We start from the raw sequence: 13,059 nt of genomic DNA on the forward strand, positions 1-13,059 counted from the left end.
TAGTCCAAATTACAGTTTAGCGACTTAATCCATATGTTCGGCAAGAAAGTGCGGGTTTGTCCATGCCGGACTGGGTCAGATACCACACAAAGGTGATTTGTCCATATTCTTGACCAGCGCCTCCTTATAGACCTTGGCCACAGCGCCCTATTCTTCGGGAAAACCTGAACAGCCACCCGAAAAGGCGCACTTCCTCATGTCAGTAGATATATCCATAGGTCTGGACTTTGGTAGCGATTCCGTCCGCGCGCTGGCGGTGGATTGCCACACAGGCGCCGAGCTGGCTACCGCCGTTGCGTACTATCCGCGCTGGAGCAAGGGCGAATTTTGCGTGCCGACGGCCAATCAGTTTCGTCATCACCCGCTGGACTACATCGAGTCCATGCAGACTGCCGTGCGCAATGTTGTTGCCCAGTTGAGCCCAGCCCAGCGTGAGGGCATCAAGGGGCTGGGTGTGGACACAACGGGCTCGACACCCGCGCCAGTCAACGCTTCTGGCGATGTTCTGGCCTTGACACCCGCCTTTGCCGACAACCCCAACGCCATGTTCGTGCTGTGGAAAGACCACACTGCGATTGCCGAAGCCGAAGCCATTACCAAACTGGCGCAAGACGGTAGCGCAGCGGGTTTGTACCCGGATTACACGCGCTACATTGGCGGTATTTATTCTTCTGAGTGGTTCTGGGCCAAGGCCTTGCACGTGTCACGTGCAGACCCGGCTGTGGCCAAAGCAGCCACCAGTTGGGTCGAGCTGGCGGACTGGGTGCCGGCCTTGTTAAGTGGCACAACACGCGCCGATCAACTCAAACGTGGCCGCTGCAGCGCCGGGCATAAATCGCTGTGGCATGAAAGCTGGGGCGGCGTACCCGGCAAGGTATTTCTGAACAAGCTGGACCCGCTGCTGCTGGAAAACCTTGATCAGCCGCTGTTTACAGATACGTTCACAGCAGATGTGCCGGTTGGCCGCATCACCGCTGAATGGGCCAGCAAGCTGGAACTACCGGAACACGTGATCATTTCTGGCGGCGCGTTTGACTGCCATATGGGCGCGGTCGGTGCGGGCGCGGGCGACAACACCCTGGTGAAGGTCATTGGCACCTCGACCTGTGACATCCTGATTGCGGACCCGGCCGACATTGGCGATCGCGCTGTGGCTGGTATCTGCGGCCAGGTCGATGGCAGCGTGGTGCCAGGCAAAATTGGCCTGGAAGCTGGCCAGTCTGCCTTCGGCGACATGTATGCCTGGCTGGCCAAACTGTTGAGCTGGCCGCTGCAACAGGCCGCAAAGCAACAACCAGAACTCGCCCCCGCGCTGAACAAGCTGCAGGAAGACTTGTTACCCACGCTGACCGAAGCGTTTGCTGCGCGGCCGGACATTGACCACCTGCCGCTGGTGCTGGACTGGCTCAATGGCCGTCGCACGCCGTATGCCAATCAACGGCTCAAAGGCGTGGTCGGCGGGCTGGATCTGGGCTCGGACGCTCCCGCGTTGTTTGGTGGCTTCATTGCCGCCACCGCCTGTGGTGCGCGCGCCATCATGGAATGCTTTACCAGCCAGGACATCGCCGTAAACAGTGTGTTGGCGCTGGGTGGCATTGCCCGCAAATCCCCCACGGTGATGCAGGTGTGCGCTGATGTCATGAACCGCCAGGTCGATGTGGTCGGCTCGGACCAATGTTGCGCCCTGGGCGCGGCCATCTTTGGCGCGGTTGCCGCTGGCATCCACCCGGATGTCGCCACCGCCCAGCAGCACATGGCCAGCAAGATCGAACGCAGCTACCAGCCCGATCCGGCTGCGGCCGCCAAATACGAAGCGTACTACCAGCGCTATCAGGCCTGGTCGGCCGCGACGGAACCGCTCTACGCCGCAGGGGAGCACTAACATGCCGACCCTCCTGCAACTGAAAGAAGAAGTCCTGGCTGCCAACCTGGAGCTGCCCAAACACGGGCTGGTGACCTTTACCTGGGGCAATGTCAGCGGTATTGATCGCGAACGCAATCTGGTGGCGATCAAGCCCAGTGGTGTGAGCTACGAGCGCATGAAGGTTGAAGACATTGTGGTGCTCGATCTCAATGGTGAACGCATTGAAGGCACATTGCGCCCGTCATCAGACACACCCACCCACCTGGCGCTCTACAACCAGTACCCGCAGATTGGCGGCATCGTGCATACGCATTCCACCCACGCCACCTCCTGGGCCCAGGCCTGCCGCGATATCCCGGCGCTGGGCACCACGCATGCCGATTACTTCTACGGCGCCATCCCCTGCACCCGCGCCTTGAGCGCTGCAGAGATCGAGAACGCGTATGAGGCCAATACCGGCAAGGTGATTATCGAAACGATCGGCAATGGCGACGTCATGGCCATCCCCGGCATTCTGGTCAGCGAACACGCGCCATTTGCCTGGGGCAAAGATGCCGAGAACGCCGTGCACAACGCGGTGGTGCTGGAAGAAGTCGCACGCATGGCGCTCTTTACCGTGATGCTCAACGCCAGCCAGCACGCCATTCCCGATCACCTGCTGAACAAACACTACCTGCGCAAGCACGGCAGCAATGCGTACTACGGTCAGGGCACACCGCCTGACACCGCACCCGCCAAGCCGCGCCGCGTGGCCTGAACAACCCACTCACTGAATACGAGAACGATCACATGGAATTCTTCAAAGAACTGGAAGTCTGGTTTGTCGTTGGCAGTCAGCATCTGTACGGCAAAAAAACCCTGGCCCAAGTGGCCGAAAACGCCGAGCGCATTGTCAAAGGCCTGAACGCAGAAGCCAATCTGCCGGTGAAGCTGGTCATCAAGGAAACCGTGACTTCGCAAGAAGGCATTCTGCAACTGTGCCGCGATGCCAATTACGCCAAAAACTGTATTGGTCTGGTGACCTGGCTGCACACCTTCAGCCCCGCCAAGATGTGGATCAACGGTTTGGCCGTCCTGGAAAAACCGATGATGCAACTGCATACGCAGTTCAACTCGGTGGTGCCCTGGAACAGCATGGATATGGACTTCATGAACCTGAACCAGACCGCGCACGGCGGCCGTGAGTTCGGCTTCATTGGCGCCCGTATGCGCAAGCAATACCACGTGGTCGTCGGCCACTGGCAAGACCCGGCTGTCGCCACCCAGTTGGGCGACTGGATTCGCGTTGCCGCCGCCGTACATGACAGCCGCAATCTGAAAGTGGCCCGCTTTGGCGACAATATGCGCGAAGTGGCCGTGACCGAAGGCGACAAGGTCGCCGCGCAAATCCGCTTTGGTTATGCCGTGCATGCCTATGGCCTGGGTGATCTCGTCAAATCGGTCGAAGCCGTCACGCAAGAAGAACTGGATGCGCTGATCGCCGTTTACGAATCCAGCTACACGCTGTCCGACGCCGTGAAAAACAGCGGCGACAAGCGCAGCCACCTGATTGACGCCGCCCGCATTGAACTGGGTATCAAGAACTTCCTGGACAAGGGCGGCTTTCATGCCTTTACCACGACCTTTGAAAACCTCTATGGTCTGACGCAACTGCCGGGTCTGGCCGTACAGCGGCTGATGCAACAGGGTTACGGCTTTGGTGCAGAAGGTGACTGGAAGACCTCTGCCCTGCTGCGCGCCATCAAGGTAATGAGCGCTGGCCAGCAAGGTGGCGCGTCGTTCATGGAGGACTACACCTACGACTTCACGCCGGGCAACGAGTTGGTGATTGGTGCCCACATGCTGGAAGTCTGTCCGTCCATTGCCAACGATGAAAAACCGCTGCTGGATGTCCAGCCGCTGTCGATCGGCAAGAAGGCTGATCCGGCACGCCTGGTGTTCAGTGCCCGTCCTGGCCCGGCCATCAACGTCACGCTGATCGATATGGGCAACCGCTTCCGCCTGATCGCCAATGATCTGGAAACCGTCGAGCAACCCAAGCCGCTGCCGGCCCTGCCGGTCGCCCGCGCGGTGTGGAAGGCCCTGCCGAACCTGCAAACCAGCGCAGCCGCCTGGATTTACGCCGGTGGCGCCCACCATGCCGTGTACACACAAGGCGTGACGCAAGAACAACTGCGTTTGTTTGCCGAAATGACCGGCATTGAATACGTGCAAATCGGCAAGAACACCGAGATTGGCGCGTTCAAGAATGAACTCAACTGGAACGAAGTGTTCTTCAACTTCTGCAAGCAGTAATCCAGCGCTTCACCGTGTTGTCGGGCCGGTCGGGAATTGCGTTGCCAGACCGGTCCTGGAGTATCGCCGCAACGCGTCATTCGCAAAATCTTTGGTCTGAAGGACATCTGTGCCTTCCAGTGGTCAGCTTCATGCTGTTTGCGGCAATCTCCTCTGCCGCACCGGCTGTGCCGCCTTCACGGCAATGGGGCTGACCACTGCTCCTTTCTTTGTGCCCGGGCTATATGTCGCGTCTTGCGCCAGACCCACCCTCCGCGTGCCCCCCTCGCACCTGCCTGCCCAACGAAGTGACGCACATAAACAAAGCAATGCCGCGTGCCAGGGTCAATGCAAAGTGCAGCGGCGATCCATCGATACAAAAGCGAGCTATCGCACCCCGTAGCCCGGACGTCGCAAAAAAAACAGCACCACATGGGTGCTGTTCAATCACTGCAAGAGGAGACCTTCAACTACCCTTCCAAACCCTTACCCCATCAAGCCGTCGCTTCCTGTACCGCTGTACGCTTGTGCGCATCGCCCTTGGCATCAAACAGATGCATGGCATGTGCCGGCAGTGTAAACGCGACGGTCTCACCCAGCTTCACGTCTTCCCGTGGGGTTTTGGCGATCAGCGCTGAAGGCGATAACGGCGTTTGCAGGTGCAGGTAAGTGTGTTCGCCCAGTGGTTCCAGGTGCATGACCTTACCGCTGAGATTGCCGCTGCCCACCTGGATATGCTCCGGACGAATACCCAATGTCACGGGGGCACCCTCTGTCAGACCAGCGCCTTCGACCGAGGCGGACAACTCACCGCCAGCTACGGCCACTTCTACTGATGACAGATTGATCGCCCGCACCGTGCCCTCGAAGAAGTTCATCGAAGGTGAGCCGATGAAACCCGCGACAAAACGGTTGGCAGGATGGTGGTACAACTCGAGCGGGTGGCCCACTTGCGCCACGCTGGGCAAATCATCCTGACCAGAGAGCGGGCGCAGCAGTACGATCTTGTCACCCAGCGTCATGGCTTCAACCTGATCATGAGTCACGTAGATCATGCTGACATCCGGCAAGCTGTGGTGCAGCTTGGCGATCTCTACACGCGTTTTTACGCGCAGCGCGGCATCCAGGTTAGAGAGCGGTTCATCAAACAGAAAAACCTTGGGTTTGCGCACAATGGCGCGGCCAATGGCTACACGCTGACGCTGACCACCAGAGAGTTCTTTGGGCTTGCGCTTCAAGAGATTGGTCAGGTTCAGCGCCTGTGCGGCTGTGGCAAGGCGCTGTTCAATCTCCCCCGCGGGCAGGTTGAGGTGACGCAGGCCAAAGGCCATGTTTTCCTCGACGGTCATGTGCGGATAGAGCGCGTAGCTCTGGAACACCATGGCGATGTCGCGCTTGGCGGGCAGCACGTCGTTCACGCGCGTTTCACCAATAAAAAGATCACCGGCCGTGGGTGCTTCCAGCCCGGCAATGATGCGCAACAACGTGGATTTGCCGCAGCCAGACGGGCCGATAAACACGCAAAACTCGCCGTGTTTGATGTCCAGATCGACATCAGACAGCACCACCGTATCGCCAAACTTTTTCTGCAGACCTTTGAGCTGGATATGGCTCATATGCTTGTCTCCCCGGTGCTGGCAGGCACAACCGCGTGCCCGCCACGCCAGTACTATTCTGGTTTAAACGCCTGTGACACGCGCAAAGCATGCCTGTAATGGGCCCAGGTCAATCTGGCCGTGACCCAGATGCCCGCTGAAGTCATGACCGCCGATATTGCTACCCTGCACACCCGCCGGCAGTTTGAACGTAGCCGGTTTGTCCGACAGGTTGAACGCGCACAGCGTGGTTTCATCACCGTGCTGGCGGACAAAGGCCACCACTTGATCGTGCGCATCCAGCAGTTGCAGATTGCCAAACTGCACGGCCGGTTGGGTCTTGCGCCAGCTGATAAAACGGCGGTAGTCATTCATGACCGAACCGACATCCGTTTCCTGGTCGGCCACGGTCTTGTTGCCGTGCGCTTCACCCAGCGGCAGCCACGGCGTGCCGGTGGTAAAGCCCAGGTGCGCGCTGTGATCCCACGGCATGGGCGTGCGGCAGCCGTCACGGCCTTTGAATTCTGGCCACATGGTGATGCCGTACGGGTCTTGCATCAGTTCAAACGGGACGTCCACATCCGTCAGGCCCAGTTCTTCGCCTTCATAAATACACACCGCACCCGGCAAAGACATCAAGAACGCGCCAAGGAGGTTGGCGCGCTGGCGTTCATCGCCGCCCAACGCGGCCCAGCGCGTGACCAGACGCGGTACGTCGTGATTGCCCAAAGACCAGCACACATATGCGTTGCCAGCATCACGCAGGTATTCGGCCAGCACACCGTGCAGGTATTTCGGTTCGCACATTTCGGTCAGCAGCGCGAACACATAGGCCATATGCAGGCGATTGTTGCCTTCGGTGTACTGGGCCAGAGTCTGGTATTGGTGATCGTCGCCGATCTCGCCAATGGTGGTGATGTCGTCGTACTTGTCGCACAGCGCGCGCAGCTTTTGCAGGAACAAGAGGTTCTCAGGCTGCGTTTTATCGTGCACATGTTGCTGGCGGGTATACGGATTCACCATCGGCGCTGTGTTGGAGATATTGCCGCGCGGCATGGGCGGGTTATCGCGCAGTTGTTTGTCATGTACGTAGAAGTTGACGGTATCCAGGCGGAAACCATCTACGCCCCGATCCAGCCAGAACTTTGCGACATCCAGTAAGGCATCTTGCACGGCAGGTGTGTGGAAGTTCAGGTCTGGCTGGCTGGTCAAAAAGTTGTGCATGTAGTACTGCTGACGGCGGGTATCCCACTGCCAGGCCGAACCCCCGAAAATCGACAGCCAGTTGTTGGGCGGCGTGCCGTCTTCTTTGGATTCCGCCCACACGTACCAGTCTTTTTTGGCGTTATCCCGGCTGCTACGGCTTTCCTTGAACCAGGGGTGCTGGTCTGAGGTATGGCTCAGCACCAGATCAATCAGCACTTTCAGTCCAAGGCCATGAGCGCGGGCGACCAGCTTGTCGAAATCGGCCAGGGTACCAAAGATCGGATCGACATCGCAGTAGTCAGAGACGTCGTAACCAAAATCCAGCATCGGGCTGGTGAAAAATGGCGACAGCCACACGGCCTGGGCGCCCAGGCTGGCAATGTGCTCCAGCCGCTGCGTTACGCCAGGCAAATCACCAATGCCATCGCCGTTGCTGTCCTGAAAACTGCGCGGGTAGACCTGGTAAATGACGGCGCCGCGCCACCAGTTGGTTTGGGGTTGGGACATGGGAGGGTCTCCTGGGATTTGTGGGTTGATGGTGTTGTGGTTCGTAGATGGACCTGTGGAACAATCCATCGATGCAATGTCTGGTTAGCGCCTGACGGCGCGGTTGTTTTACATACCGGGGGTGCCCGGAGCACGTCACTTTCTTTTGCTTCGCCAAAAGAAAGTGACCAAAGAAAAGGCGACCCTGCGACAGCGCCCACTTCGTGGGTTCCCTGTGCTTCTCGCAAAGTCCGGCTGGCTCCAGGGAACTCGGCCTTTGGCCTCAAACACCCTTACGCCGAAACCCCGGACTCCGCTGCGATGCTCGGCGCAGCCGGAGGGCTTTACGTCAAAAACAACTTCCACGACCAGGTCAAAAACCGCACCTGTAACCCGGATTCTCACTACGCTTCATCCGGCCTACGTGTTTTGATCGGTCGCCCTACCCCTTCACCGCCCCGGCCGTTAGCCCGGACACAATGTGCCGCTGGAAGATCAGCACCAGCGCAATCAACGGCACGGTCACAATCACCGAGGCCGCCATCAGCAAGCCCCAGGGCAGCTCGAAACTGCTGCCGCCAGAGATCAGCGCAATGGCCACTGGCACCGTGCGTTCATCGTTTGAAAGCGTGAAGGTCAGCGCAAACAGGAACTCATTCCATGCCGCAATAAACGCCAGCAAACCGGTGGCAACCAGTGCCGGCCACAGCAGCGGCAAGAAGATGCGGAAGATCAGCGTGAAAATACCGACGCCATCCATCACCGCGGCTTCTTCGATTTCTTTGGGCAAGTCACGCATGAAGGTGACCAGCACCCACACGGTAAATGGCAGCGTAAAAATGAGATCAGACAGCATCAGTGCCCACAGACTGTCGTACAGACCCAGCGTCCGGATCAGTTCAAACAGACCCGACAAGAGCGCCACCTGCGGGAACATCGACACAGCCAGAATGCACAGCATGAGCGTGCCACGGCCACGGAACGACACCCGTCCCAGCGCATACGCCGCCAGCATCGACAAACCCAGTGAGAACGCTACTACTCCGCCGGCGACGAAAATCGAGTTGGTCAGATTGGCGCCAAAAGACTGTTCTTTGAAGATGGCAATGTAGTTAGCCAGCGACGGGTGCGCCGGCCACAACGAGGTGGAAAACAGCGCACTCCCATTTTTGAGTGACGAGATAATGGCGTAGTAAAACGGGAACAGTGCATAGACCAGCACGACCAACGACGCCGCGTAAAACCCGATCACGCCCCAGATATTCTTTTTCATCAGTTGGCCTCCATGCGGCTGCGGGTACCGGCCATGTAAATCAGCGTCGAGATCGCAATAATCAGGAACAGCAAGGTGGCGGATGCAGAGCCGTACCCCACCTGCTGGAAGTCGATCAGCTGTTCACGCACGTACACCGACATGCTCTTGGTGACATGGCTGTTGGAGGTCATCACGTAGATCAGATCAAACACGCGCAGGGCATCGAGCGTGCGGAAAATCATGGCCACCAGAATGCCCGGCATGATCAGTGGCAAAGTGATGTAGCGGAAAATACGCCAGCGCGGCACGCCATCCATATGCGCGGCTTCGTAACAGTCTTCCGGCACCAGTTGCAGTGCGGCCAGGATCAGCAACGCCATAAACGGCGTGGTTTTCCAGACATCCACCATGATGATGGTGGGGAAAGACAAATGCGGGTCTGCGGTAAAGGCCAGCGGCGACGAGATAATGTGCAGGTTCTGCAGCATGGCGTTGACTACGCCAAACTGATCGTTGAGCATCCACGACCACATCTTGGCCGACACCACCGTCGGGATCGCCCAGGGCACCAGCACGGCGGCGCGCAGCAAGGCTTGAATGCGGGAAGGTGTATTGAGCAAGAGCGCAACGCCCAAGCCCAGCAGTGTTTCCAGAATCACGGAAATCACCGCAAAAAACAGTGTGTTGCGAACGGAATTCCACCATTCACCATCGCGCAATACGCCGGCCTCGCCAATGTAATTGGCCAGACCGATGAACTGGCTGTTACCCATGTCAGAGAGCTGGGCGTTGGTCAGGCTGAACCAGATGGTACGCAGCAAAGGCCAACCGGCAATGGCCGCCAGCACAATAATCACCGGCAGCACCAGCCAGTACGCCTGCCGCCTGCGGGCGCGCGCAATCAGCGAGTCATCCATGAGTCACCTGTGAGGAAAGAAGAGCAACTTCCGCATCGTCAGCATGGCAGTGCCAATGATGCGGAGGTCAAAATCAAAGTGGTGACCGTAGGGTGAATCCGGAGCGATGCTCCTTGGCAGGCGCCCCCCAAACAAGGCCACTGCAAGTTGCAAGTGCCTGCGACCGGGGGCAGCGATAATCCACCACTACATCAGTGGATTGCTGCGCGAATCCACCCTACGGGCCCCACCGCACGCTATGCGTGCTTACTTCCAGGGACCCATGCGCTTGAGCGATGCATCCAGTCGGCCCAGCGCGTCAGTTGCAGTAGCGTTGCCAGACAACACGTCATGCGTGGCGTTCCAGAACTGGTTGCTGACCTGGTTGTACTTGGAAGCAGTCACCGACGACGGGCGAGCCACGGCGCTGGTAAAGGTGGACAGCAAGTCGCCCATGAACGGGTTGGCCTTGAGCACGTCCGCATCTTTGTACAGGGCCGGCATGGTCGGGTTGTAGGCACCGCTCACCGCGCGCATCTTTTGTACTTCTGCGCTGGTCAGGTAAACCGCCAGATCAGCCGCCAGCTTGGCGTTCTTGGAGTACTTGGATACGGCCAGCTGCCAACCACCCAGGGCAGCGGCGTTGCGACCATTGGCACCACCCTTGGGCAGCGCCATGATGCCAACCTTACCCTTGACCGGGCTTTCGTCCTTCTGTGCCAGCGCCCAGGCGTACGGCCAGTTGCGCATGAACACCGCGTTACCAGACTGGAACACGCCACGGGCTTCTTCTTCGCCGTAGTTCAGCACGGCCTTGGGCGAGATGGTCCCCACCCACTTGGCAGCACCATCAATGGCCTTGATCGCTTGCGGGTTATTGATGGATACCTTGCCGTTCGGCTCGATAATGCTGCCGCCGTTGTAGCTGGCCAGCCACTCCACTGCATCGCAAGTCAGGCCTTCATAAGCACGGCCTTGCCACACATAACCCCACATCTTGTCATTACCGGCAGCACGTTCGCCGTCCTGGACTTTTTTGGCGTCAGCAGCCATTTCGTCCCAGGTGGTTGGCGGTTGCAGTTTGTACTTTTCCAGCAAATCCTTGCGGTAGTACAACAGACCGGCATCAGTAAACCATGGCAGTGCCAGCAGTTTGCCGCCCACCGTGTTGTTGGCGATCATGCTCGGGAAGTATTCCTTCTCCACGCCTTTGGTGTACGGCTTCAGGTCCACAAGGTGGCTTGCCAGAAGGCCTGGCCACACCACGTCGATCTGCAGCACGTCAATCTTGTCCGAACCACTGCCCAGAATCTGTTGATACAACGCCAGACGCTCATTGGAGTCATTCGGCGGGGTCACCACCTGGACTTCATTGCCCGTCTTCTTGGCCCATTCCGCCACAGACTGTTTACACAGTTCCAGTTCACCGCCGGTAGAACCACAAGCAATCCGCAACAACGCCGCATTTGCGCCGCCCGCTGCCAGCAGCGTGGCCATGGCGATCAGGCTCAGTTTGGTCTTCATGATGACTCCTCTCATCTGGTTTCGGTGTGTATCTGCTTCTTGATTTAGCGTCACGCACCCTGTGCTGTAACGCGCTGAACAAACCGGAAGCCATTTGATCGTGAGCGTGTTAACCGGAAATTTCGAGACAAGACAGGTTTGTTAACAATTGAAACATGACGGGGCTGGTGATGGGGTCTTCAATGTAACCAAAGCTTTGCCAGGCAGCACTTCCAGACCTGTGCCGGAACTGGTGCCTGTGCTGAGGTTCGTCCAGCGATATGGAACGTTTTAAACCGCCTTTACGGGACCATAAAAGCGGGTCTGCCAGTGATCTTGAAGTAAACCAGACTGGTCAGCATCGTTGTCATCAAGCTTTGTTCAAGTGGATGATTCGTATAGAAAACATCGTATCTTCCAGCATCCAGACCAGTGCCATTCCAGGTGCAAGCAGCTAACAGGTCAGTTTTTATGTATATAGAAAGTCCGCCACTTGGCTGCTGGGGCAATCCCAACCGGCTCTGGGTCGATCACCAACATGACCAACCAGCATTGTGACCATCTGACCCGAACAATCCGGCAGCAACTAACAGGTTAGATTTTTATATATAGAAAAGACCGGCACTTAGCTGCAGACCACATCCTGCGGCTCATGGCGACGATCCAGTTCCTGGTCGACGCCATCAAAAGCAACTCACCAACGGCAAACAAGAGACCTGTTCCTTGGTCTTCATCCAGCCGATCCAGCGCAAAACTCATCACAAACAGCCATAAAAAATGCCCCAGTTTTGGTCTGGGGCATGTTCTCGGGCGGAATCCGTGTGTGGTCTGACGTCTACTAACAACTTTGCCAGTTTCGGTGAGACAGGTAGGGCTACCAATTCTGTTAGAGCCAAGAGTTGCAGAAGGGCTGAAGATATGTCCAACAATCGGCAAAAGCAGTCTGATCAGTCAGCAGGTAACCCCGGACTCTGAAGCTGTATGCTACTGAAACCGGGGGGACGCCGAATCAATACCTCATACGCTGCGGCTTTTCTAAGAGAGCCCAAAATAATGGCCTGGAACCTGGCAATTCTGCTACTTCCGTCCCAGCAACCTAGAGAACCAGCCCTTGCTGGTTGAAGACCGGACTTGCTCAGCCGCTTCAGCGGGTATCTCCGCGTCAGGCTGAGAGTGTGTAGACAGCTCTCCAGGACGCAACAAATCGCCCGGGTAATTTGGCAGCCCCAAACACTGGCCATCATCGATGCCAACTACCTTCACCGCAGCAACAGCCTCAATACACCAAAATCCAAAATAGGCCCCACCCATCGGGTCATGAAACTTGTACCAATACGGACGCTCGTAAATGACTGAAGTAGAAGCATTGCCTTTTCTTGAGGGCCGATCTAGTTCGGCATACCAATTGTTGACAAAATCAGCCAATAACTGAGCTTGACTATCATGCGGGGCTTCAATAGCTTTGAGCAGCCGCCGGTAAGGTCTGGGGTGACAAAGTGTGTCTCCAATCTTGCGTCCTGGCTGTCGCCTCTCAATGATGGAGTCCAGCAACTTGTCCTCCCCCTCGTTATCCACGAGCACTAACAAACGCTCCCATTGTGCATCCGGAATTTCAAGTGCAAGGGCAAGGCCGACCAACCAAAAGCAAACAACGTAATGATCCAGGTTCCCTTTCCACGCCCTACGTCTGTTCTGCTGCTCAGGGGAAAAAACGTCTTTACCAAGGAGGACCGACTCCTCCCATGCATCCAGGAGAGGCGGGAAATACTGGGCGAGTTCTGAAATCTCATCACCCCTGGAGTATTTATACAGCATGAGATGCCAGTATTCCTTTGCCAGTTCAAAGACATACTGTGGCCGGTATGCTGGATTCCCGGAGGGATTCTTCAAGTTTTGAACAATTTCTCGAATCGAGCTTTCTGAGAAATTTGTCCACTTTTCCCAATAATCCTTGGGACACAAGGCATCACGAAACACGTT

At 57.3% G+C, this 13,059-nt stretch carries 9 protein-coding genes; 3 read left to right on the forward strand and 6 right to left on the reverse strand.

The window, feature by feature from the left end; genetic code table 11:
- Positions 1–196 precede the first annotated feature (196 nt).
- The 3 genes from IEX44_RS04225 to araA are packed head-to-tail and all read left to right on the forward strand — an operon-like array spanning position 197 to position 4,159.
- Positions 197–1,882: a ribulokinase gene (locus IEX44_RS04225; protein WP_188689252.1), complete on the forward strand. Its 1,686-nt coding sequence runs from the start codon at positions 197–199 to the stop codon at positions 1,880–1,882.
- Between the two features lies 1 nt (position 1,883).
- On the forward strand, positions 1,884–2,621 hold the full coding sequence (locus tag IEX44_RS04230; protein ID WP_188689255.1) for an L-ribulose-5-phosphate 4-epimerase: 738 nt from the start codon (positions 1,884–1,886) through the stop codon (positions 2,619–2,621).
- A gap of 32 nt (positions 2,622–2,653) precedes the next feature.
- Positions 2,654–4,159, forward strand: a complete 1,506-nt coding sequence (gene araA, locus IEX44_RS04235; protein ID WP_188689257.1) for an L-arabinose isomerase — start codon at positions 2,654–2,656, stop codon at positions 4,157–4,159.
- A gap of 473 nt (positions 4,160–4,632) precedes the next feature.
- Here the strand turns inward: araA and IEX44_RS04240 are convergent, their stop codons facing one another.
- From IEX44_RS04240 to IEX44_RS04265, 6 genes are all read right to left on the reverse strand, one after another.
- Positions 4,633–5,754, reverse strand: a complete 1,122-nt coding sequence (locus tag IEX44_RS04240) for an ABC transporter ATP-binding protein (RefSeq protein WP_188689261.1) — start codon at positions 5,752–5,754, stop codon at positions 4,633–4,635.
- A gap of 63 nt (positions 5,755–5,817) precedes the next feature.
- Positions 5,818–7,446 (reverse strand): alpha-glucosidase family protein, encoded by a 1,629-nt coding sequence (locus IEX44_RS04245; protein WP_188689264.1) that lies wholly within the window; start codon positions 7,444–7,446, stop codon positions 5,818–5,820.
- A gap of 421 nt (positions 7,447–7,867) precedes the next feature.
- A complete protein-coding gene (locus IEX44_RS04250; RefSeq protein WP_188689266.1) occupies positions 7,868–8,698 on the reverse strand; it encodes a carbohydrate ABC transporter permease in 831 nt (276 codons plus the stop codon).
- Positions 8,698–9,597 (reverse strand): carbohydrate ABC transporter permease, encoded by a 900-nt coding sequence (locus IEX44_RS04255; RefSeq protein WP_188689268.1) that lies wholly within the window; start codon positions 9,595–9,597, stop codon positions 8,698–8,700. The genes IEX44_RS04250 and IEX44_RS04255 overlap by 1 nt, the downstream gene beginning before the upstream one ends.
- Positions 9,598–9,843: 246 nt before the next feature.
- Positions 9,844–11,100, reverse strand: coding sequence for an ABC transporter substrate-binding protein (locus tag IEX44_RS04260; RefSeq protein ID WP_188689270.1), 1,257 nt, complete (start codon positions 11,098–11,100; stop codon positions 9,844–9,846).
- Between the two features lie 1,056 nt (positions 11,101–12,156).
- A complete protein-coding gene (locus tag IEX44_RS04265) occupies positions 12,157–13,056 on the reverse strand; it encodes a PoNi-like cognate immunity protein (protein ID WP_188689271.1) in 900 nt (299 codons plus the stop codon).
- Positions 13,057–13,059 lie beyond the last annotated feature (3 nt).

Source organism: Silvimonas amylolytica (genome assembly GCF_014645555.1).
Lineage (GTDB): Bacteria > Pseudomonadota > Gammaproteobacteria > Burkholderiales > Chitinibacteraceae > Silvimonas > Silvimonas amylolytica.